We start from the raw sequence: 22,553 nt of genomic DNA, 5'->3' as shown, positions 1-22,553 counted from the left end.
TCCGCGCTGCACAATGGCAGCACCATCACGAAATCGAAAGGCGCAGTTTGGTCGCATCCGGGGTAGCTGAGAATTGGCCAGTTGACGAACAGGCCTCCGACCGTATAGTCCGCGCCCATCCAGGCCGCCCGGCCTGAGCCCCTATGGCGGAATTGGTAGACGCGCTCGACTCAAAATCGAGTTCCGCAAGGAGTGCTGGTTCGATCCCGGCTAGGGGCACCATTTCATTTTATCGAGCCGTCGGTGCTCAGCGCATGTTGCCGGTATGGCCCTGCGAGTATCTGCCGGGCTGAGGCCAGACCGTCAGGCCGTGAGGCTCGACGCCGACCCGGATTTTCGTCACGGCGCCCGAGGCCGTGTCGATCATGTAGACCTCGCTGTCAAAGCGGCCGGACAGCCACAATTGCTTGCCGTCGGCGCTGACATTTCCCATGTCGGGGCTGCCGCCGCCAGGTATGGGCCATTGCGCGACGACCGAGCGGGTGGCGAAATCGATGACGGTCACGCTGCCAGGCCCCTTCGAACGGCCTTGCTCCATCTTGTGCGAGCCGCGGTTCGAAACGTAGAGCTTTGTCCCGTCACGGCTGACGACAAACCCGTGCGTTCCGATACCGGTGGCAATGAAGCCGATCTCGGAAAAGCTGTCTCCGTCGATCAGGAACACGCCGTCGTTCATCATGTCGGCGACATAGAAGACCTTGCCGTCGCGGGAAAGCCGGATGTCTTGCGGCATGCCCATCTTCGACAAAGCGAGGTGGCCGAGCACCTTCTGGTTCTTCAGATCCACCTTCAGGAGGCCGCCAGCGCCATATTCGCATGTGAAGATGGCATAGGCATTGTCGGCGGAAAAATCGGCGTGATTGATGCCGGGGCAGGTCGGCGTGGGGATCGTCGATTTCAGCGCCATTGTCCGCGGATCGCGCAGATCGAGCCGCTCGTAGGCTTCATCGACTATGATGGCCGAACTTCCGTCCGGCATGAAATACATGTTGTAGGGGTCATCGACTGGAATTTCGTGACCCGGTTTGCCGGTTTGGGGGTCGATGGGCGTCACGCTGCCCTTGCCGGTCCCGCTGGCGTTGTTGGCGACCCACAGGGTCTGCAGGTCCCAGGAGGGAACGACGTGCTGCGGCTTCAGCCCAACAGGGAACCTGTCCACTTCCTTCAGGGTTGCGGTATCGATGACCGATACGCTGTTGGACGAACGATTTGGAACATAAACGCGTGGTAACGCGCCCATCGTCGCCGGGCTCGAATAGTCGGCCGTCGTCTGGTCGTAGATATTGACGGGGCTGCGCGACGTCGGCGGATCGCTGCAATCCTCCGGGCACGAGCCAGCCGGAGCTGATGTCGACGACAGCGCGAGCGACAACACGAGCGGCGCGAACAAGCTCGTGAACCACGAATATGTCCTGATCATCTGGGTTGCTGCTTTGCGGTGAATTCGCGGATCGCTTCGGTCGTTCCATTGACGATCAGGTCCACGCCGAGCTGGCCAAACTCGGCCGACGATCGTGTCGGATCGCCGCCATAGACGCCGTCGCCGGCATTGAGCTTCGGGGCAGCAGCAAGGCGATCCTTTCGCACCATGGAAGGGTCGATGGCGAGCATGAGCGATGTGTCGGCCAATCCGGCGTGCGTTCCAATCTCGGGCTGCGTCGCACCGGCCGACAAGAGCTTGTCGACATAGGCGCCCTGGCTGATCTGATAGTATTGGAGCGCCGCGAAAACCCGGACCGGGGTCTTGCGCCATTCGGCATTGAGACGATCCGCCACAAGGCGCTCGTCGGCCTGGTAACTGCCGTGGTCGCCGATCAGCACGATGGTCTTGAAGCCATGCAGCTTGAAGCTGCGGGCCGCGGAGTCGAGCAGTTGCTCGAACGTCTTGTCGCTGATGGTGATCGTTCCGGGAAACCGCATATGGGCGGTCGGCGGATCGATGGTCCCTTCCGGAACATAGGAGATCACGGGAGCGACCAAGGCGTTGCCCAGTTGGCCGGCTATCTTTTCCGCCAGGAACTTGACCCGCACATTGTGCTTGCCCAAAGCCATGGCGGGACCATTCTGTTCGGTGCCGCCTATCGGGACAATGATCGTCGTCGTGCCGGCGCCGATCAGATCGCGCAGTTCGGTCCAGGTCTGGTCTTCAAGGAACACCGACGCGTTGGCGGCGCTCGCCGCCGGCAGAAGACCTGACAGAGCCCAAACGGCGACGACGGTGCTCACGAAAGTGAAACCGTGCCGCCCGATCATTCCAGCCCTCGAGATCATGCGTCGCATCGGATTATGCATGCCCGTCCCGATTTGTGGAATTGTGCGAATAGCGGGTCTCGGCAGGGGCGTGCCCGTCCAGCCGCGGAAGTTCGAGATCATGGTCTACCGCCGTTTCAACAAGCTCTTCATCCGGTTGCGCAACAGGCGGGCCATGTTGCGGGTCTCGCGGTAGAGATGCAGTTGCGAGGCGGCCTGGCGGGTGAGTCGGTCGGCATCGGGTGTCAGTCCGATCACCAGCGTGCCCATCGGCTTGCGCTCGGTCCACAGCCGGCTCATCACCGGATGGTCGGGCACGGCGCAGGAATCGGTCATCATGATGTTGGGGTCGTCGAGATGCTGCTTCGTCACCTCGATCATCAGCAGCGTGCCCGGCGAATAGGCCGACAGCGTCTCGTCATAGGCCGTCTTCCAGGTATAGGCGACGCCGGCCTCGACGAAGACGATCAAGCAAGCGATGGTGCGGCCGTCGAGCGTCAGCGAATGGATGCGGCACATGTCCTGCTCGGCCAGCCGGTGCACGGCTTCGCGGGCAAAGGCGGCGCGGTAGCGGTCGATCGCCATGGCGGTGCGTTCGCGACCTTTCCAGCCGGCCGCTTCCAGCGTCAGGAAGCTTTCGATGGCGTGGCGGATCTCTTCGGGCCCGCGCGCCACGATATGGTCCAGTTTGCCGAGGTCGCCAAGGCGCCGCTTCAGGCGGCGGAACTCGCGATAATGGTGTGAGCGCAGCGAGGCCTTCAGATAGTCGTCTCCGTCGAGCGCGCTCTCCAGCACGGGGCGCTCGGTCTGGCCGGTGGTGACCAGCATCAGGCCGCGCGTCTCGGCCACGGTGGCGAGCAGGCTCGCCACCTGGCCGTCGAGCCGGATGTCGGGCAGGACGAACACTTTCGGCAGCTTGAGGTGCGGGCGTGACAGCATCGCGAAGAAATCCTCGACGACGCCGACCGGGTCGTCGCGGTCGACCAACGGCGTGCCGAGCGGACCGAACGGGCTCGACCATGTGCGCATGACCGGGACACCGAGCGGCATCACAGGCCGCTCGACCGAGAACGGCACCAGCAGGCGCAGCCGGTTGCGGTATTCGTCGCCGTCGCGGATGACCGCCAGCCGCACCTCGCGATCCTCCAGCCGGGGCATGGCGGGCGCCAGGAAGCGCGGATTGAAGAAAACGTTCGGCTCGATGGTGCGGGCGCACAGATAGTCCAGTTCCTCGACCAGGTCGAAGCCGGCCGATGCCGGGTAGATGGCCAGTTTGCGCTCGGGCCGGTTGTTGGCGAGGATTTCGATATGGGCGGGATCGGCGTCGCGGGTCAGCCCGGCAAGGCCGGACACCATCGCGCCGGCCGTGCCGCCGCTGGTTTCCTCGAGCAACGGGACGGCGGCCATCACGCGGCTCCTTTCGCGGGTACGAAGATCAGCATGACGATGCCGAGCTTGCGCCAGACCGTGAAGGACAGCGCGCTGGCCTCGAAGATCATGGCAAAGGCAGTGGCCATCGCGGCGCCCCACAGGCCGAAAAGCGGGATCAGCACCACGTTGAGAGCGATGTTGAAGGCCAGCGTCATGGCATAGACGGCGGCGCAGATGTTCTGGTTGCCGCTCATCGTCAGCAGGCTTTCGCAAGGGCCGACGGCGGCCCGCGCCACGACGCCGAAGACGAGCAGGAACAGCAGCGGATAGCCGCTGGTGAATTCGGGGCCGAACAGCACCAGCATCGGCTCGCCCAGCGCCAGCACCAGCGTCGCCATCAACAGCGACGGCCAGAATGTCCACGACACCGTCTCGCGGGCGAAGGCGGCAAGTTTCTCCGGCTCGCCATGGGTGAACTGCGCATAGCGCTGGGCAACGCCGGCCTTGACGGCGAAATAGACGAAATGCACCAGCGCCAGCGTCTTGACCGTAGCGAAATAGATGGCGACGTCGTTGGGGTCCATATAGGCGCCGACCATCAGCACGTCGGCATTGGTGAGCAGGAAGAAGAAGCTCTCGACCAGGAAGATCGGCAGCGAGACGACGAACCATTCGGCGAAATGCACCTTCATCGGCCCGGCCGGTATCCGCTTTTCCAGGCGATGGGTGACGCCGATGAGTTGACCGAGCGTGGTGACGTAGGTGGCGGTGATCGAGGCGAATATCGCCGTCCTGGCATCGGGTGCGTAACCCGCCAGCAGCATCAGCGCCATGAACAGCAGGATCAACACCGGCCGCACCAGATAGGTTGGCGACAGGGCGAACAGCGCCCAGCTGTTCGCCCTGGCCTGGCCTTGCAACAGATCCGAGAGCGCGATCATCGGCAGGCAAATGACGCCGAGGATGAACGGTATCACATAGTAGTTTTCGATCCACGGCGAAGCCAGCCAGACGCCGAGCGCGCCGAGCCCGGCGATGATCGTCGAGGCAATCAGCACGAACAGGCGGCTGGCCAGCACGATGCCGCGAAGTTCGTCCATCAAGCCGCGCTCGCGGTATTCGGGGATGAAACGGATGACCGAAGTGTGGAAGCCGAGGCAGGCGAGGTTACCGACGATGACCATCGTCACCCAGACGAGGACGAAGATGCCGTACTCGAACGAGCCTATCCAGCGCGCCATCAGCACCTGGCTGACGAAGGCGATGACGGCGCTGATGATGCGGATGGAGAAGGCGATGACCGACATGCGGCCGGCCTCGCCGCGCTCGTCGGCGGTGAACAGAACGGCGTCGATGCGGTCAAGCAACGGCCCGATGCGCAGCGCCAAACGCTGCGGCAGGAACCGCCCGGCTGTCGTGGCCGCGGAAAAGCGCACCCCGATTACTCTCCGTTTTCCGCCTCTTTTTCAGGCCTTGGTGTAGCGGAGACACCTTAAGAAACGGTTGGGTGGGGGGCTTCCTTCGCCCCGTTCACGGGGAGAAGGTGCCGGCAGGCGGATGAGGGGCCGCGTAGGGTTTGGAGATTTGCGCTGCGCTGGTCCAGCAGCGCCTGTGCACGGGCTTTTGGGTGCTCGCGCGAGCCTGCGCGACGGGGCTCTGGCCATCGACCTGCTCGATGGCGATGGGCTATGCGACTTTGCTGAAGGAGCAGAAGATCGGCGTGCGCGTGAAGATGGTCGAGGAAGTGACCGTTGACGAGGCGGCATTCGCAGGGTTTTAGCGACGCCAATTTCGAAAGTCAGCGCTGCCCCTCATCCGCCCTTCGGGCAAGCCCTTCGCTATCGCTCCGGGCGTTCGTTGTTCGAAAAGCCAAGCAATTGGCTTTTCGTCCGCTGCGCGGACCACGCCTCACCCCCGTGAACGGGGAGAAGGAAGAATGCGTGCTTACGCGAACGCGCCGTGGCAGTGCTTGTACTTCTTGCCGGAGCCGCACGGGCAGGCTTCGTTGCGGCCGACCTTGCCCCAGGTCGCCGGGTCGTTCGGGTCGCGGTCCTCGGGAGCAACGATGGCGGTCGCATCCGGGCGGACCAGTAGGGCGGTCTCGCCGCCTTCGAAATCATTCTCGCCGGTGGTGCCGTCGATATGCGTGCCGAACATGTCGGGCGCCTCCGGCGGCGGCGCCTCGGCGGCCTGGCGGACCAGCTCGACGCGCATCAGCTGCGCGGTGACGGCCTGGCGCAGATTGCCGAGCATCGCCTGGAACAGCTCGAATGCCTCGCCCTTGTATTCCTGCAGCGGATCGCGCTGGGCGTAGCCGCGGAAGCCGACGACCGAACGCAGATGGTCGAGATTGACGATGTGCTCGCGCCACAGATGATCGAGGGTCTGCAGCACCACCGAACGCTCGACATAAGTCATCACCTCGGGACCGAAACGATCGGCGCGCTCCTTGGCGGCGGCGTCGGCGGCCTGGGTGATGCGCTCACGGATATCGTCCTCGGCGATGCCCTCTTCCTTGGCCCACTCGTCGACGGGCAGGTCGAGGTTGAGGAATTCGGCGACCTCGGCCTTCAGGCCCGCGACATCCCATTGCTCGGCATAGGCGTTTTCGGGAATGGCCTTGGCGACGATCTCGTCGATGACCCCCTCGCGCATCTCGGCGATGATCTCGGGCAGGCCCTCGCCGTCCATCAGCTCGATGCGCTGTTCGAACACCACCTTGCGCTGGTCGTTCGAGACGTCGTCATACTTCAACAGGTTCTTGCGGATGTCGAAGTTGCGCGCTTCGACCTTCTTCTGCGCCTTTTCCAGCGCCTTGTTGATCCAGGGATGGATGATCGCCTCGTCTTCCTTGAGGCCGAGCTTCTGCAGCATGCCGTCCATGCGCTCGGAGCCGAAGATGCGCATCAGGTCATCCTGGAGAGACAGGAAGAATTTCGAGCGGCCAGGATCGCCCTGGCGGCCGGAGCGGCCGCGCAACTGGTTGTCGATGCGGCGCGATTCATGGCGCTCGGTGGCCAGCACATAGAGGCCGCCGGCAGCCAGCGCCTTTTCCTTCAGCCTGGCGATGTCGTCACGGATCGCTTTTTCCATGGCCTCGCGCTCGGGCCCTTCAGGCATGTCGCCCAGCTCGTCGGCGATGCGCATCTCGGCATTGCCGCCGAGCTGGATGTCGGTGCCGCGGCCGGCCATGTTGGTGGCGATGGTGATGGCGCCCGGCTTGCCGGCCTGGGCGACGATCGCTGCCTCGCGCTCGTGGTGGCGAGCATTCAGCACCTCGAAATCCTTGAAGCCTTCCTTGCGCAGGCGCTCGGCCAGCTGCTCGGACTTCTCGATCGAGGTGGTGCCGACCAGCGTCGGCTGGCCCTTGGCGCTGGCTTCGCGGATCTCCTTGACGATCGCCTTGTATTTCTCCTCGACCGTCCGGTAGACCTCGTCGTCCTCGTCCTTGCGGATGACCGGCAGATTGGTCGGGATCTCGGTGACGTCGAGATTGTAGATGTTGCCGAATTCCTCGGCCTCGGTCAGCGCCGTGCCGGTCATGCCGGCGAGCTTCTTGTAGAGGCGGAAATAGTTCTGGAAGGTGACGGAGGCCAGCGTCTGGTTCTCCGGCTGGATCGTCACGTGCTCCTTGGCCTCGAGCGCCTGGTGCAGGCCTTCCGAATAGCGGCGGCCGGGCATCATGCGGCCGGTGAACTCGTCGATGATGACGATCTCGTCGTTGCGGACGATGTAGTCCTTGTCCTTCTGGAACAGCCGGTGCGCCTTCAGCGCATTGTTGACATGATGGACGATGGCGACGTTCTCGACGTCATAGAGCGACTCGCCCTTCAGCAGGCCGGCGTCGCGCAGCAGGTTCTCCAGCTTCTCGGTGCCTTCCTCGGTGAAGATCGAGGTCTTCTGCTTTTCGTCGATCTCGTAGTCCTGCGGCTGCAGCTGGATGATGAAGGTGTCGATGGTGTTGTACATTTCCGAGCGGTCCTCGAGCGGACCGGAAATGATCAGCGGCGTGCGCGCCTCGTCGACCAGGATGGAATCGACCTCGTCGACGATCGCGTAATTGTGGCCGCGCTGCACCATCTGGGCGCGCTCGTATTTCATGTTGTCGCGCAGATAGTCGAAGCCGAGCTCGTTGTTGGTGGCGTAGGTGACGTCGGCGGCGTAAGCGACGCGACGTTCCTCGTCGGACAGGCCGTGGACGATGACGCCGACCGAGAGGCCGAGGAACTTGTAGACGCGGCCCATCCATTCGGAGTCGCGGGTGGCGAGATAGTCGTTGACGGTGACGACATGGACGCCGTTGCCGGCGAGTGCGTTGAGATAGACCGGCAGCGTCGCGACCAGGGTCTTGCCCTCGCCGGTGCGCATCTCGGCAATGCCGCCATTGTGCAGCACCATGCCGCCGATCAGCTGGACATCGAAGGGACGCATGCCGAGCACACGGCGCGCCGCCTCGCGGGCGGTGGCAAAGGCAGGCACCAGCAGGTCATCGAGCGTGGCGCCATTGGCGATGTCCTGGCGGAATTTCGCGGTGCGGCCGACCAACTCCTCGTCGGAGAGCGCCCGCATCTCGTTTTCCATGGCGTTGATCGCCTCGACACGGGGCCGGGTCGATTTGACCCGACGGTCGTTGGAGGAACCGAAAACCTTACGGGCGAGACCGCCGAGACTGACCATCCAATGGTCCTTTCGATAGAATTCTCAATCTTGAGACAGGCGCCGGCCGGCCCCATCAATTCCGCGTGAACGCACCGCCTGAATACGGGCAAACACAAAAAGCGCCCGGAAAACGGTTCTGGACGCAAAGTCGTTGGACAGATAAGAGGGGGCTCAACTGATGTCAACGCCGCGCTGGCCCTGCCGGTCGCGCCAAATTCCGCCACAATCTGGCTGATCTGGAAGCCACCCCGCTCTTTACAATCCCTCACCGGAGTCATCTTCATGTCCTTGTTGTTCCGCCGCGCGTCGCTCGCCAGCCTTGGCCTGGCATTCGGCCTGTCGGCTCTTTCGCTGTCGCCCCTGATGGCGCAGGAAACCGCTCCCGCCCCGGCTGATGCCGCTGCACCTGCCCCCGCAGCAGCACCTGCCCCTGCACCCGTCGACCCGAACGCCGTCGTCGCCACGATCAACGGCCAGCCCTTGACCGAGGCCGACCTCGTGCTCGCCGAAGGCGAGCTGTCGCAGCAGTTCGCGCAGCTGCCGGCCGAGCAGCGCCGCGCCGCCGCGCTTTCGGCGGCCATCGAAATCCGCGTCATGGCTGCCCAGGCGGTCACCACCGGCCTCGACAAGGATCCCGACTTCCAGCGCCGCATGGCCTTCCTGCAGCAACGCGCGCTGCATGGCGAGATGGTCGAGAAGGGCGTCGTCGACAAGGTCACCGACGCCGAGGTTCGCGCCCGCTACGACCAGGAAATCGCCAACACGCCGCCGGTCAACGAGGTTCATGCCCGTCACATCCTCGTGAAGACGAAGGAAGAGGCCGAGGCCATCATCAAGCAGCTCGACGGCGGCGCCGATTTCCAGAAGCTCGCCAACGAGCACACCAGCGACCCCTCAGGCAAGACCAATGGCGGCGATCTCGGCTGGTTCGGACCTGGCCAGATGGTGCCGGAGTTCGACAAGGCGGCCTTTGCGCTGGAGGTCGGCAAGTACACCGAGCAGCCGGTGCAGTCGCAGTTCGGCTGGCATGTCATCAAGCTGGAGGACAAGCGCGCCAAGCAGCCGCCGGCCTTCGACGAGGTCAAGGACCAGGCCAAGCAGGCGGTCATCCGCGACAAGTATTTCGCGCTGGTCAAGTCGCTGCGCGGCGCCGCCAAGGTCGAGATTCCGGATGCCAACCTGAAGAAGGCGGTCGATACGCTGGAAAGCGCCAAGTAAGCTTGGAAGAGTTTTCGAAAGAGGGCGCGGCAGCCAAGGGTTGCCGCGCCCTCTTTTTGTCGACCCAGTGCCGGTCGTGTTTTATTTGCCGGGCGCGGCTATGCCTCGGATCACGTAGTGGACCGCCTTGCGCATCGTCGCTTCGTCCTCGTCGAGACGATTGGTCAACAGATGCGTCCAGGCGAACGACGCGATCAGGTCGGCGACCAGCGCTGAATCGACATCGTCGGCAATTTCGCCCCTGGCCTTGGCGCGCTCCACCATCTGGCCGGTATGAGCCCGGCGTCCCCTGGCATAGTCGGCAAGGGCCGCGGCCGCGATTTCATCCGACTGCGCCTCGGCGATCAGCGACCTGAACACGCTGCCCGACGATGTCTCGCGCCAGTGCGAGAACAGGTTCTTCAGGAAGCCGACGAGATCCTCCTCCAGCCTTCCGGTATCGGGAATGTCGACACGCTTCTGACGCTGGTAGACTTCGAGCAGCAGTGCCGCCTTGCTCGGCCACCAGCGGTAGATGGTGGGTTTGCCGGCGCGTGCCCGCCGCGCCACGGCCTCGATCGAGAAACCGGCGTAGCCGGCCTCGACCAGCACCGCTTCAGCTGCATCGAGAATGGCGCCGGCGCTGTCGGGGTTGCGCCGTGCGCCGATTGATTTGCGCGCCGGATCGGCGTCTTCGGCCATTCCTGTCATCCTCGCCAACAATTTCGCCGGCAATCATAGTTGAGCTGGGGACGAAACGAAACGGCCCGTTTTCAGAACTGTTTCCACAAGCAAGCGATCAGCACCGTGGATTACCACCGGGGAGGTCGCCAATGATAGCGGGGTGGCCCACCCTGACATTCGCCGTCACCGGCCGGTGTTCAATTCATCGCTTCCGATGTCTCCGAGACGATGCGCCAGCCATCGTCTGCCTTGACCAGCCCAAGCGTGACGCGCGCCTTGCCGGTCAGCCGTGCCGCCGACTTGTCCTTCGGCACATAGTCATAGCGCATCGCAAAGACGGCCTCGGTGCGGTCCTCGCCATGCGAGGTGACCTCCAGGCTGCCGGGCTCGAGGCCGAGCGACCAGGAGGCCCATCGCGCAAACCAGTCGGTCTTGACCCTGGCGATGGCATCGGCGTCGTAGCGCGTGCCGAAAATGGTGGCCGACGGTGCATAGAGCCGCTTGACGGTCTCGGTCATCGCCCTGGTATCGGGCACCAGGTAGTCCTGGCGCAGGAATTTTTCGATCGATCCCTTGTCGTCGCCGACTGACCGTTCAAGCGCCGCCACCTGCGTGGCCGGCACCGGTGCGGCCGCCGGCTTGGCTGGCAGCGCCGGCTCGCCGCTGGGCACAAACTCGAAACGCTCAAGCAGCGAGCCCTGCTCCCAGGGCCGCTGGGCCTCTCGCGTTTGCGAGACCACGTCGCGGCGCACCGCGATCATCATGTCGTTGATGCTCTGGCCGGGTTCGGCGATGTGCCGCAGCAGGGCGGCGGCGAAGGGCGAGTTGCGCCCGCTTCCGTCCATGGCGACGGCGCCAGGCGCGGTCGAGAAGGCAATGAACGAGCCGCGCGTCGAATCGAACTGGGCGAGCCCGGCCAGCGCCGTCGCCGAGCGGGTTGTGGCGTTGCGGCTCAGGCTGCGGGCAAATGGATTGTTGCGGCAGGCATCGAGGAACACGAGGCTGACCTTGGTCTGCTGTTCCATGATGTCGAGGACTTCGTCGATCGGCACGGCCTCGAGCTGCAGCTTCACCGGCATGTCGAGCCTGGCGTCGACCGGCACGATGTAATTGCGCCCTTCGACCTGCAGGCCATGGCCGGCATAGTAGAAAAGCCCGACGCCCGCGCCTTCGAGCGCATCGGAAAACTCACCGATGCTGCGTTCGAGCTCGCGCTTGCCGAGATCATTGCCTTCGATGACCTCGAAGCCGATGGAGCGCAGCTTGTCGGCGATATCGAGCGCATCGTTGACCGGATTGGCCAGCGTACCGGCTTCGGCGTAAGTGCCGTTGCCGATGACGAGCGCCACGCGCCGCTGCGGCTCAGCGTCGGCGCTCAGCAGCAAAAGTCCCAGAAATGCCCAAGCGAGGATCGCAAGCCTGCCCATGGGGCAGGATCATAATGCCATGGCCCCCGGCAACGCCAACAGATTTGAAATGCAAGCTTAATCCCGGGCGAGCTCCGGCTTGGTGGCAGCGACGAAAACGCCCTTGCGCCCGCGCGGCGTATCGGGCAAACCGGCCTTCCCTTGCGATTTTTGCCGCCCGAGGTCCCATGTCCACGACGATTTCACCGCTCGCGCCGAAGAAATACCCCAAGATGCCGGCCATCGAGGGGGTGCGCATCGCCACCGCCGAGGCGGGGATAAAGTACAAGAACCGCACCGACCTTTTGACCATGGTCTTCGACGCGGGCACCGCGGTCGCCGGCGTTTTCACGAAATCGAAATGCCCTTCGGCCCCGGTCGATTTCTGCCGCCAGAATCTCGGGGCTGGCACAGCGCGGGTGCTGGTCGTCAATTCCGGCAACGCCAATGCCTTCACCGGCAAGAAGGGTCGCGAGTCCACCGCAGTGACGGGCGAGGCGGCGGCGAAGGCGGCCGGCTGCAAGGCCAGCGAGGTTTTCCTGGCATCGACCGGCGTCATCGGCGAGCCGCTCGACACCACCAAGTTCAGCCATCTGCTGGCTGGACTGGTCAGCAACGGCAAGCCTGACCTGTGGACCGAAGCGGCAAAGGCCATCATGACCACGGATACCTATCCGAAAGTGGCGACCGCGACCGTCAAGCTCGGCGACACCGATGTCACCATCAACGGCATCGCCAAGGGCGCCGGCATGATCGCACCCGACATGGCGACGATGCTCTCCTTCATCGCCACCGACGCGCCGATCGCCGCCCCCGTGCTGCAGGATCTCTTGTCGCGCGGCACCGCCAAGACCTTCAACGCGGTCACCGTCGACAGCGACACCTCAACCAGCGACACGCTGCTGATCTTCGCCACCGGCAAGGCCGCCGGTCGCGGCGCGCCGGCGATCTCCGATCCAAAGGATGCGCGCCTCGGCGCGTTCCGCCGGGCGCTCGGCAAGGTGCTGAAATCGCTGGCGCTGCAAGTGGTGCGCGACGGCGAGGGCGCCCGCAAGCAGGTCGAAGTCACGGTCACCGGGGCGAAGTCGGCAAGATCGGCCAAGCGCATCGCGCTGTCGATCGCCAATTCGCCGCTGGTCAAGACGGCGGTCGCCGGCGAAGACGCCAATTGGGGCCGCGTCGTCATGGCCGTAGGCAAGGCCGGCGAGCCCGCCGACCGCGACCGGTTGTCGATCTGGTTCGGCGACAACAGGCTGGCGCACGAGGGCGAGCGCGACCCGGGCTATTCCGAGCAAGCGACGTCGGCTTACATGAAGCGCGACGATATCCGCATCCGCGCCGATATCGGCATTGGTCGCGGCAAGGCGACGGTGTGGACCTGCGATCTCACCAAGGAATACGTCGCCATCAATGGCGATTATCGGAGCTGATGGTTTTGGCTTCCAAGCATCCGGCAAGCATGCTCGCGATCGTACGCCGCTATGAGGCGGCCGGCTTTCGCGCCTGGCCGGCAGCCGCTGTCCACTATGACGGCACCTGGGTGGTGCGGCTGACCGCGGGCCATCCGGCCAAGCGGCTGAACTCGGTCAATCCGCTCGATCCGGGCGACATCCAGCACATTGCCGATCGCATCGGCCGCGCCAGCCGCCGTTTCGATGCCTATGGCAGGCCGCTGACCTTCCGCATGTCGCCGCTGTCCGGTCCCGATCTTGCCAGCCATCTCGACAGGGAGGGCTGGAGCAAATTCGACGAATCGCTGGTCATGCGGCTGCCGCTGGCCGATGCCCAGCTCGATGCCGCCATGGACCAGATCCCGCTGAAGGACATCAGCCGCTTCATCGGTGCCTCGCTCAAGGTCAGTGGTTCGGATGTTTCGCTGCGGCCTGGCCTGTCGGAGATCATCGGCGCCATCCAGCCCGAGGCCGGGCTTTTCGCGCTCGAAGATGGGGCCGAACCGCTGGCGACGCTGATCTGCGTGCACGACGGCGATCTCGCCGGCCTGTTCGAGGTCGCCACCGACAAGTCGGCGCGCAACAAGGGCCATGGCCGCAACCTGATCCTGTCGGCGCTGAAATGGGCGCGGCTGCGTGGCGCGCGCGAAGCCTGGCTGCAGGTCGAGGCCGGCAATGCGCCGGCGCTGGCGCTCTACCGCTCGCTCGGCTTCGACGAAGTCTATCGCTACCACTATCGCCGGCCGCCTGGCGCATGAGTGGCGTGACGATCGCCGGCAAGCGCCTGCTCCTGGTCGCCGCCTGCGCGCTGGTCGATGCCGATGGCCGCGTGCTGCTGGCGCAGCGGCCCGAGGGCAAGCAACTCGCCGGCCTGTGGGAGTTCCCCGGCGGCAAGGTCGAGCCCGGCGAGACGCCCGAACAATGCATCATTCGCGAACTGCATGAGGAAATCGGCATCGAAACCGACATTCCTTGCCTGGCGCCGCTCACCTTCGCCAGTCATTCCTATGACGAGTTCCATCTGCTGATGCCGCTGTTCATCTGCCGTCGCTTCCGCGGCATCGCTCAGCCCAGGGAAGGGCAGGCGTTGAAATGGGTGCGGCCAAAGCAGATGCGCGACTATCCGATGCCGCCGGCCGACGCACCGCTGATCCCGTTCCTCATCGATCTTCTTTGAAGGCGCCCGGCTGCCGGCCGGGGTGTCGTATCAGCCAGCGTTAATGGAAGATTTATCTCGTCATGAAAAATTGAGGCAAGTCGCGGCAGCGCCGCCGATTCGCTGGGGAGCGATAGCATGAGCCTAGACAGGGATTGGGACTCGATCCGGCCCGAGCGCGGCTTTCGTGCCGCCGACGCCGGCATGGGCATATTGCGCATCACGCTGCTGTTCGGTTCTGCCGCGGTGGCGCTGGCGCTGATCGCGACCCCGTTCCTCGAGAGCCAGACGCGCACGCTGGCTGCCCGCAATGATTTCCCTGGCGGGCTCGACATGACGGCCACCGGTTCGGTCAGCCATCACGACACCTACACGGTGCGCCGCAGCGTGCTGCAGCCGCAGCCGGATTCGGTCTGCATTATCCGGTCCGATGGCAAGAGCAGCGGCGACTGCTGACATGGTTAAGGCATTTGCGAAACGGCGGTGGTTTCACCGCCTGTTAAGCCTTTGCCGTTAACCTTTCTTAACAGATCGAGGGTAGAGTCATGGCAAGAGGGATCGAGGTCATGAAAACAGTGCTGCAACGATTTCTGAAGGACGAGAACGGCGCCACGGTCGTCGAATATGCCCTGATCGTCGCGGTGCTGTCGTTGACCATCATTGGCGGTGTCGGCCAGGTCTTCAACTCGATCACATGGCTGTTCAGCGACAACACCAGCAGGCTTTCGAACGCCTTCGCGCCCTGACCCTGGCGCGTCCGCTCCTGCGGACGGTTTATTGCCCTTAGCGACCTTCCAGTATCCGCTTCAACGAGACCTTGGCCGAACCCGGTTTCAGCGGTTTTTGCTGCGAGGCGTCGGGCGCCCAGCCGGACATCCAGACGATCGAGAAACTTGCCTTCACGCGACCGTCGGGGTCGGAAAACCGCTCGGCGTAGATTTCCGCCGCTCGGGCAAACAGCCTGCGAGCGCCGGGCCGCCGGCTGCGATCTGTGAGCGCGCTGGTTTCGCCCATGGCGCGCAGGTCCGCCATCAGGCCGAACAGGCTGGCATAGCGCACCGTCACCGTCTCGACGTCGGCCACCGGCAGTGCGAGACCGGCGCGCTGCAGGAGCGCACCGGCATCGCGCACGTCGGTGAACGGGGTGACACGCGGGCTGGCGCCTCCATAGAGCTCGGTCTCGGCCGCAAGCAGGCTTTCACGCAATTCACCGAGCGTGCCGGCACCCGCGAAGGCGCCGAGAAAAAGTCCGTCCGGCCGCAGCGCGCGGCGGATCTGGATCAGCATGCCTGGGATATCGTTCACGGCTTGCAGCGACAGAAGGGAGACCGCCAGATCGAGGCTTTCCGGCTCGAATGGCACGGTTTCCAGCGGCGCGATCAAGCCGGCGGCGCCATTCAGGAAGGCAGCGTCCGTCTCGACGCGGACGATGTCGGCTACCTTGCCGCTGTCGCCAAGCACGTTGGCCGCCGCCGGCGTCTGGCAAAACAGCACCGCTGCCTTGCCGAACTTGCGCTCGACGGCACCCAGCCGATCGGCAAGATCCTCGGCGGCGCGGTTCATCAGGAAGTCCGCGCCGTCGACCGGATCGGTGAGCGCGCGCCGCTTGTGCGCCAGCCAGAGAGAGGTGTCCATTATAGGCTGCAACGGGCGGATCCTTGTTTGTCCACGCTCTGATATAGTTGATATAGTGGCGTCGAAGACCAATCACGTGGCCGATCCGATGCCCAAGATCAAGCCCATCGCGATCAGCAACTTCGCCCGATCGGCGCTCGCCTGGCCGGCGCGCATCCTGTTTCCGCCGGTCTGTGCCGGTTGCCGCCGGCATGTCTCGCAGCCCGGCGTGCTGTGCGGCTCCTGCTGGCCGAAGCTGCGGCTGCTGGAACGGCCATGGTGCCCGGTGATGGGCACGCCATTCACCCACCATATGGGCGAGGGCTTTCTGTCGGCCGAGGCGATTGCCGATCCACCGCCCTTCGAGCGGGCGCGGGCCGCGGTGGCGTATTCCGGCGTCGCCCGCCAGATGGTGCAAGGGCTGAAATACCAGGACCGCACGGATCTCGCGCCATGGATGGCGCGCTGGATGGTGCGCGCCGGCGCGGATCTCATCGCCGAGGCGGATGTGGTGGTGCCGGTGCCGCTGCACTGGCGGCGCTTCTTCAGGCGGCGGTTCAACCAGTCGGCGGAACTGGCAAGGGCGGTCTCGGTGCTCAGCGATCTGCCCTTCGCCCCCTCCGCGGTGCGGCGCGTGAAACTCACCCGCCAGCAGGTCGGCTTGGAGCGAAAGGAACGCGAGGAGAATGTGCGGGCCGCCTTTCGGGTGCCGGCCGAGGCGGAAATCGAGATTGCCGGCCGCAGGGTGCTTCTGATCGACGATGTCTACACCACGGGCGCCACTGTGCGCGCCGCCACCAAGGCACTGAAAAAGGGTGGCGCCGGCGCTGTCGACGTGCTGACCTTTGCGCGTGTGTTGCCGGGGGACTTCCGGGCGGACGAGTCCGCGACTATATAAGTCGGCAACGAACAGCGGAATTCGCCATGGTCGACGTCACGATCTACACCCGCATGATGTGCGGCTATTGCACAGCAGCCAAGCGGCTGCTCGAGCGCAAGGGCGTCGCTTACACCGAGCACGACGCTTCCTTTTCGCCGGAGCTGCGCCAGGAGATGATTTCCCGCTCTCATGGCCGCTCGACCTTTCCGCAGATTTTCATCGGCGACACGCATGTCGGCGGTTGCGACGACCTCCACGAGCTGGAGGCCGAGGGCCGGCTGGACAGACTGCTCGCCAACGGTGCGACGATTTGAGGAATATGACGATGGGTGTTTTCAAGGCCGCTGCGATCCAGATGCGTTCAGGCGAAAGCCCCGAGCGCAACGCGATCGATCTCGAACGGCTGGTGCGCGAAGCGGCGGCTCAAGGTGCGAGCTACATCCAGACGCCGGAAATGACCGGGGCGCTGATCCGCGACAGGGAGGCGCGCGCCGCGTCCTTCACCTCCGAGGACAAGGACATCATTGTCTCGACCGCGCGCGGACTGGCGAGCGAGCTCGGCGTCTTCCTGCATATCGGCTCGACCGCCATCCTGCGTGCCGACGGCAAGCTCGCCAACCGGGCGCTGCTGTTCGGCCCGGACGGCGCCACGCTCGCCACCTACGACAAGATCCACATGTTCGACGTCGATCTCGACAATGGCGAGTCGTGGCGCGAATCCGCCGCCTATGAGCCAGGCACCGAGGCCGTGGTGACAGGGATCGCAGGCGCAAAGCTGGGTTTCGCGGTCTGCTACGACCTGCGCTTCCCGCAATTGTTCCGCGCCGAGGCGCTGGCCGGCGCCGATCTGCTCTCCGTACCCGCCGCCTTCACCCGTCAGACGGGCGAGGCGCACTGGCATGTGCTGCTCAGGGCGCGCGCCATCGAAAACGGCGCCTATGTCGTCGCCGCAGCGCAAGGTGGCCTGCATGAGGACGGCCGCGAGACCTATGGCCATTCGCTGATCGTTGACCCGTGGGGCCGCATCATCGCCGAAGCCGCGCATGACGAGCCGGCGGTGATCGTCGCCGAGATCGACCCGGCGCAGTCGGCCGCGGCGCGCAAGAAGATCCCCAACTTGAAAAATGCGCGGGATTTCACCGTCAATGCCGGTTCGTCCGAGGCGCTGCGACTCAGGGGTGCGGCGTCTTGATACGCTTTGCGCTGATCTGCGAGCACGAGCACGAATTCGAGGGCTGGTTCCGCAGCAACGACGATTTCGACACGCAGAAGAAACGTGGCTTCGTCGATTGCCCGACCTGCGGCTCGCACAAGGTGCAGAAAGCGCTGATGGCACCGGCCGTCTCCACGGCACGCAAGCAGGAAACGATAGCGCTCGCCATGGGCGAAGCGCAGAAGCAGGCCCTGGCGCAGCTCAAGGCGATGGCCGAGAAGGTGCGCGAGAACGCCGACTATGTCGGCGACAAGTTTGCCGAGGAAGCGCGCAAGATCCATTTCGGCGAGAGCGATGCGCGCGGCATCTATGGTGAGGCGACGTTGGAGGAGGCCAAGAGCCTGGCCGAGGATGGCGTCGAGTTCATGCCGATCCCGGTGTTTCCGGACGACCGCAACTGACCGGTCAGGTCACGGTCCCGATCAGTTTCTCCAGCAGACGAGAGAGCGTTTCCCGTTCGGCCTGGGTCAGGCCGGACAGGATCTGATGTTCGTTGGCCACATGGGCGGTAACGGCCTCGTCGACCAGGGCGAGACCCTTTTCGGTCAGCCGCACGACAATGCCGCGCCGGTCGTTGGGGTGCGGGCCGCGCAGGATCAATCCGGACGTTTCGAGCCGGTCGAGCCGGTTGGTCATGGCGCCCGACGTCACCATCGTCGCTTCGTAGAGGGCGGTCGGCGTCAGCGCGTAGGGTGATCCGGAGCGACGCAGCGTCGCCAGCACATCGAATTCCCCGGACTGCAATCCATAGCGGGCAAACAGCGGCGCGAGGCGTTCGCGGGCGATCAGGGATGCAGCCTCGTTCAGCCGTCCGAGCACGGCCATCGGCGAGACATCCAGATCGGGCCGCTCCCGTTTCCATTGCTCGATCGCTCTTGCAGCCCTGTCCAACTGTCTCACCATCATGTATCTTGACGTTAAGAATCTTTCCATTATCTTACCGCAAGACGCAATGCTGGCCAAGGGCCGCGCACGACAGGGCTCGATCATGAAATTACTCTGGGATTCGGCGCTCGGCCTGCTGGTCGTCACCGGCGGCCTGCTCGGCCTGACGCTGCCGTTCGGCAAGCTTGCCACGGCTGCCGGCGTTCCAGCCATGGTCTGGGCTTTCGTCATCTCGCTCGGCGCCGGCGGCGTGCTGCTGTGCTCATTGCTGCTGCGCGGCCAGCGCATCCGGCTCACCACGCACAAATTGCGCTACTTCTTCGTCACCGCGGCTGTGTCCTATGCCGTCCCCAATCTCCTGATGTTCTCGGCCATACCGCATCTTGGCGCCGGCTATACCGGCATCATGTTCACGCTGTCGCCGGTGATCACGCTGGTGTTCTCGATCCTGCTGCGTGTCCGGCGCCCTAACATGCTGGGCATCGTCGGCATCGCCGTCGGCTTCGTCGGTGCCGTCATGGTGGCGGTGACACGCGGCGAGGCCGGTCAGCCGGCCGAGCTGTTCTGGGTGGTGATGGGCCTGCTCATTCCGGTCAGCCTTGCCGCCGGCAACATCTACCGCACGGTCGACTGGCCGGAAGGCACCGGCCCGATCGAGCTCGCCGTCGGCAGCCATCTGGCATCGGCGGCGCTGCTGCTAGCCGGTATTCTCGCCTTGCTGGGCGTGGGGGCCTTCACTCCGCTTGGCGGGGTGCCGCTGGTGGTCGTCGCGCAGGTCGCGTCGGCGTCGGCGATGTTCGCCTTCTTCTTTCGGCTGCAGGCGGTCGGCGGCCCGGTCTATCTCAGCCAGATCGGCTATGTGGCCGCAGCCGTCGGCCTGTTTGCCGGCACCATCTTCCTCGGCGAGCATTATCAGTTGCTGACCTGGGCAGGCGCGATCATCGTCACCGCCGGGGTGTTCATCACCACCATGGCGCAAAGTCAGAAAGTCAGATGGCATAGGACATCCAATGCCTGAATGGATACAGGGTCAGACCGATCCCTTTTCCGCCAGCACCATGTAATTGACGTCCATGTCCTTCGACCGCGTCCACCGGTCGGCAAGCGGGTTGTAGGTGACGCCGGTGCGGTCAATGATGGTCAGGCCGGCCCCGCCAAGCGCCTTTTCGAGCTCTTCCGGGCGCACCAGCTTGCCGAATTGATGCGTGCCGCGCGGCAGCCAGCGCAGCACATATTCGGCGCCGATGATGGCAAGGCCCAGCGCCTTCAGCGTGCGGTTGATGGTGGCCACGAACATGATGCCGCCGGGCCGAACCATCTCGCCGCACTTGGCGACGAACAGATCGATGTCGGCGACATGCTCGACCACTTCCATGTTGAGGATGACGTCGAATTTCTCGCCGGCGTCGGCCAGGTCCTCAGCCGTCGTGGCGCGATAGTCGATGCTCACATTACCCTCGGCCGCGTGCAACTTCGCCACTTCGATGTTTGTTTCGGAGGCATCCGCTCCCACCACCTCGGCGCCAAGCCGTGCCATCGGCTCGCACAAAAGGCCGCCGCCGCAGCCGATGTCGAGGATGCGCAGGCCCTCGAAAGGCCGTGCCGCGCGTGGATCACGGCCGAAACGCGTCGCTATCTGGTCGCGGATATAGGAGAGCCGGACCGGGTTGAACTTGTGCAGCGGGCGGAACTTGCCGTTCGGATTCCACCATTCGGCGGCAAGGGCGGAAAAGCGTTCCACTTCTCCGGCATCGATCGTCGATCGTCGGGGCTCTGGCATAGATTGGTCTCCTCGAGCGCTAGGAAGTCGGGCGTGAGGGCGCGAATGTCAAGGCGGCAATTTTGAATGCTGACAAGTGCCAGACCTCAAGTGCTGGCGTCGAGCACGTCGCGCAACTTGGCCGCCAGTTGCTCGATCGTGAAGGGCTTGGCCAGGAAGTGCACGTCATGGTCGAGCACGCCATTGTGGACCACGGCGTTCTTGGTGAAGCCGGTGGTGAAGATGACCTTCAGCCCGGGCCGGCGCGACACGGCCTCTTCCGCAAGCTTGCGGCCGTTCATCCCCGGCATGACGATGTCGGTGAACAGGAGTGCGACAGTGGGGTTTTCCGCCAGCTTCTGCAACGCTTCCTGGCCGCTCGCCGCATGGATGACGGTGTAGCCGAGTTCACGCATGGCATCCGTGGTGGCAGCACGCACGCGGGCGTCGTCCTCGACGACGAGGATGGTTTCGGTAACAGGCGCAGGACGCTCGCCACGCCCTGGCGGCACGGCGGCTTCTTCGGTCCCAAAAAAGCGCGGCAGGTAGATCTTGATCGTCGTGCCTTCGCCGGGCTCGGAATAGATCTTGACGTGGCCACCCGACTGTTTGACGAAGCCGAACACCTGGCTCAATCCCAAGCCGGTGCCCTTGTTGACCGGCTTGGTGGTGAAAAACGGCTCGAAGGCCTTGGCCATGACTTCCTGCGACATGCCCTCACCGGTGTCGCTGACCGCGATCATCACATACTGGCCGGCCGTGACCTCCGCATTGGTGGCGGCGTAGTCGTCGTCGAGGTGGCTGTTGGCGGTCTCGATGGTCAGCTTGCCGTCGTCGCCCATGGCGTCGCGCGCGTTGACCGCGAGGTTGAGGATGGCGTTCTCGATCTGGCTCGGGTCGGCGTGGGTCTTCCACAAGCCTCCTGCCAGCACGGTTTCGATGCGGATGGTTTCGCCGAGCGCCCGCCGCAGCAGATCGGACATTCCGGTCACCAGACGGTTGGTGTCGACGATCTGCGGCGCCAGGGGCTGCTGGCGCGAGAAGGCAAGCAGCCGGGCTGTCAGGTTGGCGGCCCGGGTTGCCGCGTCGGTCGCAGCTTCGATGAATTTCGCGATGTCGTTCTCGCCACGCGCCAGCTTGCGCTGGGCAAGGTTCATGGCGCTGATGATCACCGCCAGCATGTTGTTGAAGTCATGGGCGATGCCGCCAGTCAGTTGACCGACGGCCTCCATCTTCTGCATCTGGCGAATCTGGGATTCAGCCTTTTCGCGCGTCTGGATTTCATTGCCGAGCGCTATGTTCTTGCGCATCAGCTCCTCCTGGGCAACGGCCACCTCGCGGAAGCGGCGCCGGGATTCACGGATGGTGTAGGCGCCAAGCAGGAAGATCGCCAGCAGGGCGGCCAGCGAGCCGATGCGCAGCCAGGCCTCGACCTGGTCGGTATGCTCGTCGCGGGCGGCGATGGTGGCAGCGCCGATACGCCGGATCGCGTCCATGCCGGCCCGGATCTCGTTCATGGCGGCCTTGCCCTGGCCGCTGCGCACCAGTTCCAGCGCCTTCGTTGCATTGCCTTGGTCGTAGAGGGCAATTGTCTCTGCCAATTCGGCCTGCTTTTGCGAAAGCGCCTCTTTGATATGGCTGATCTGCGGGGTGAGTTCGTTGTCAGGAGCAGTCATGCTGTCGATGCGGGCAAGTTGCCCCGGGATAGCCTCGACGGCCTGCCGATAAGGCTCGAGATAGGATTTCTCACCGGTCAGCAGGTAGCCGCGCTGACCGATTTCCGCATCCTGCGCCAGCGAAAGCAGTCCGGAAAGCGCGTCCTGATACTCGATTGCCTGGCGGGCGGCGGCGCGATTGGCCCTCTGGCTCTCGACGAGCACGGCTCGGGTGCCGACGATCAGCGCCAGCACCGCGAAACCGATGACGAGCGGCAGCGATTGCCGTCGCATGGCACGCCGAAGACGAACAATCATCTGTTATGCCGAACCAAAAGGAACTCCCCACAGGCAGCATTTGGTAAGGGCCGCC

At 64.4% G+C, this 22,553-nt stretch carries 22 protein-coding genes and 1 tRNA gene; 12 read left to right on the top strand and 11 right to left on the bottom strand.

The window, feature by feature from the left end:
• The first annotated feature begins 137 nt into the window (after positions 1-137).
• A tRNA-Leu gene (locus NR193_RS15930) sits at positions 138-222 on the top strand.
• Between the two features lie 25 nt (positions 223-247).
• On the opposite strand, the gene NR193_RS15925 is transcribed toward NR193_RS15930, so the two are convergent.
• The 5 genes from NR193_RS15925 to secA all read right to left on the bottom strand — a co-directional run bounded on the left by NR193_RS15925 (position 248) and on the right by secA (position 8,298).
• Entirely contained in the window at positions 248-1,420 is a 1,173-nt protein-coding gene (locus NR193_RS15925) for a YncE family protein (protein ID WP_256751740.1), read from the bottom strand.
• Positions 1,417-2,226, bottom strand: coding sequence for a creatininase family protein (locus tag NR193_RS15920; protein WP_256751739.1), 810 nt, complete (start codon positions 2,224-2,226; stop codon positions 1,417-1,419). Before NR193_RS15920 ends, NR193_RS15925 begins: the two co-directional genes overlap by 4 nt.
• A 150-nt stretch (positions 2,227-2,376) precedes the next feature.
• Entirely contained in the window at positions 2,377-3,657 is a 1,281-nt protein-coding gene (locus NR193_RS15915; RefSeq protein WP_256751738.1) for a GNAT family N-acetyltransferase, read from the bottom strand.
• The gene (locus NR193_RS15910) at positions 3,657-5,057 is read right to left on the bottom strand and encodes a lipopolysaccharide biosynthesis protein (protein ID WP_256751737.1); all 1,401 of its coding nucleotides are present in this window, start codon (positions 5,055-5,057) and stop codon (positions 3,657-3,659) included. The genes NR193_RS15915 and NR193_RS15910 overlap by 1 nt, the downstream gene beginning before the upstream one ends.
• A 508-nt stretch (positions 5,058-5,565) precedes the next feature.
• The gene (gene secA, locus NR193_RS15905; protein WP_256751736.1) at positions 5,566-8,298 is read right to left on the bottom strand and encodes a preprotein translocase subunit SecA; all 2,733 of its coding nucleotides are present in this window, start codon (positions 8,296-8,298) and stop codon (positions 5,566-5,568) included.
• A gap of 264 nt (positions 8,299-8,562) precedes the next feature.
• Between secA and NR193_RS15900 the strand changes: the two genes are divergently transcribed.
• On the top strand, positions 8,563-9,498 hold the full coding sequence (locus NR193_RS15900; RefSeq protein ID WP_256751735.1) for a peptidylprolyl isomerase: 936 nt from the start codon (positions 8,563-8,565) through the stop codon (positions 9,496-9,498).
• Positions 9,499-9,579: 81 nt separating this feature from the next.
• Here NR193_RS15900 and NR193_RS15895 read toward each other — a convergent pair whose 3' ends face one another.
• Positions 9,580-10,179, bottom strand: a complete 600-nt coding sequence (locus NR193_RS15895) for a TetR/AcrR family transcriptional regulator (RefSeq protein ID WP_256751734.1) — start codon at positions 10,177-10,179, stop codon at positions 9,580-9,582.
• 179 nt (positions 10,180-10,358) lie between these two features.
• Positions 10,359-11,588 (bottom strand): caspase domain-containing protein, encoded by a 1,230-nt coding sequence (locus tag NR193_RS15890; RefSeq protein ID WP_256751733.1) that lies wholly within the window; start codon positions 11,586-11,588, stop codon positions 10,359-10,361.
• Between the two features lie 167 nt (positions 11,589-11,755).
• Here NR193_RS15890 and argJ point away from each other — a divergent pair, with 167 nt between their 5' ends.
• From argJ to NR193_RS15865, 5 genes are all read left to right on the top strand, one after another.
• Positions 11,756-12,997, top strand: coding sequence for a bifunctional glutamate N-acetyltransferase/amino-acid acetyltransferase ArgJ (argJ, locus tag NR193_RS15885; RefSeq protein ID WP_256751732.1), 1,242 nt, complete (start codon positions 11,756-11,758; stop codon positions 12,995-12,997).
• Between the two features lie 29 nt (positions 12,998-13,026).
• Positions 13,027-13,776 carry an N-acetyltransferase gene (locus NR193_RS15880; protein WP_256751850.1) on the top strand — a complete coding sequence of 250 codons (750 nt, stop codon included), beginning with the start codon at positions 13,027-13,029 and terminating at the stop codon, positions 13,774-13,776.
• Complete coding sequence (locus NR193_RS15875; protein ID WP_091585374.1) at positions 13,773-14,195, top strand: (deoxy)nucleoside triphosphate pyrophosphohydrolase; 423 nt, start codon at positions 13,773-13,775, stop codon at positions 14,193-14,195. Before NR193_RS15880 ends, NR193_RS15875 begins: the two co-directional genes overlap by 4 nt.
• 117 nt (positions 14,196-14,312) lie before the next feature.
• Positions 14,313-14,630: a hypothetical protein gene (locus NR193_RS15870; RefSeq protein WP_256751731.1), complete on the top strand. Its 318-nt coding sequence runs from the start codon at positions 14,313-14,315 to the stop codon at positions 14,628-14,630.
• Positions 14,631-14,740: 110 nt separating this feature from the next.
• On the top strand, positions 14,741-14,920 hold the full coding sequence (locus NR193_RS15865) for a Flp family type IVb pilin (protein WP_256751849.1): 180 nt from the start codon (positions 14,741-14,743) through the stop codon (positions 14,918-14,920).
• A 37-nt stretch (positions 14,921-14,957) separates the two neighbouring features.
• On the opposite strand, the gene NR193_RS15860 is transcribed toward NR193_RS15865, so the two are convergent.
• A complete protein-coding gene (locus tag NR193_RS15860; protein ID WP_256751730.1) occupies positions 14,958-15,821 on the bottom strand; it encodes a methyltransferase domain-containing protein in 864 nt (287 codons plus the stop codon).
• 64 nt (positions 15,822-15,885) lie between these two features.
• Here NR193_RS15860 and NR193_RS15855 point away from each other — a divergent pair, with 64 nt between their 5' ends.
• The 4 genes from NR193_RS15855 to NR193_RS15840 are packed head-to-tail and all read left to right on the top strand — an operon-like array spanning position 15,886 to position 18,282.
• Positions 15,886-16,686 carry a ComF family protein gene (locus NR193_RS15855; protein ID WP_256751729.1) on the top strand — a complete coding sequence of 267 codons (801 nt, stop codon included), beginning with the start codon at positions 15,886-15,888 and terminating at the stop codon, positions 16,684-16,686.
• A gap of 26 nt (positions 16,687-16,712) precedes the next feature.
• Positions 16,713-16,982 carry a glutaredoxin 3 gene (grxC, locus tag NR193_RS15850; protein WP_256751728.1) on the top strand — a complete coding sequence of 90 codons (270 nt, stop codon included), beginning with the start codon at positions 16,713-16,715 and terminating at the stop codon, positions 16,980-16,982.
• A gap of 11 nt (positions 16,983-16,993) precedes the next feature.
• Positions 16,994-17,860, top strand: coding sequence for a carbon-nitrogen hydrolase family protein (locus tag NR193_RS15845; RefSeq protein WP_256751727.1), 867 nt, complete (start codon positions 16,994-16,996; stop codon positions 17,858-17,860).
• The gene (locus NR193_RS15840) at positions 17,857-18,282 is read left to right on the top strand and encodes a DUF1178 family protein (RefSeq protein ID WP_091585387.1); all 426 of its coding nucleotides are present in this window, start codon (positions 17,857-17,859) and stop codon (positions 18,280-18,282) included. Before NR193_RS15845 ends, NR193_RS15840 begins: the two co-directional genes overlap by 4 nt.
• A gap of 4 nt (positions 18,283-18,286) precedes the next feature.
• On the opposite strand, the gene NR193_RS15835 is transcribed toward NR193_RS15840, so the two are convergent.
• The gene (locus tag NR193_RS15835) at positions 18,287-18,772 is read right to left on the bottom strand and encodes a MarR family winged helix-turn-helix transcriptional regulator (RefSeq protein WP_256751848.1); all 486 of its coding nucleotides are present in this window, start codon (positions 18,770-18,772) and stop codon (positions 18,287-18,289) included.
• A gap of 97 nt (positions 18,773-18,869) precedes the next feature.
• Between NR193_RS15835 and NR193_RS15830 the strand changes: the two genes are divergently transcribed.
• On the top strand, positions 18,870-19,784 hold the full coding sequence (locus NR193_RS15830; RefSeq protein ID WP_256751726.1) for a DMT family transporter: 915 nt from the start codon (positions 18,870-18,872) through the stop codon (positions 19,782-19,784).
• Between the two features lie 12 nt (positions 19,785-19,796).
• Here the strand turns inward: NR193_RS15830 and ubiG are convergent, their stop codons facing one another.
• A complete protein-coding gene (gene ubiG / locus NR193_RS15825; protein WP_256751725.1) occupies positions 19,797-20,546 on the bottom strand; it encodes a bifunctional 2-polyprenyl-6-hydroxyphenol methylase/3-demethylubiquinol 3-O-methyltransferase UbiG in 750 nt (249 codons plus the stop codon).
• A gap of 86 nt (positions 20,547-20,632) precedes the next feature.
• The gene (locus NR193_RS15820; RefSeq protein WP_375162707.1) at positions 20,633-22,474 is read right to left on the bottom strand and encodes a CHASE3 domain-containing protein; all 1,842 of its coding nucleotides are present in this window, start codon (positions 22,472-22,474) and stop codon (positions 20,633-20,635) included.
• Positions 22,475-22,553: the final 79 nt, after the last annotated feature.

It is taken from the genome of Mesorhizobium sp. Mes31, from assembly GCF_024519675.1.
Taxonomy (GTDB): domain Bacteria; phylum Pseudomonadota; class Alphaproteobacteria; order Rhizobiales; family Rhizobiaceae; genus Mesorhizobium.
The sequence above is the reverse complement of the archived record's forward strand: the minus strand, read 5'-3'. Positions and strand labels throughout refer to the sequence as shown.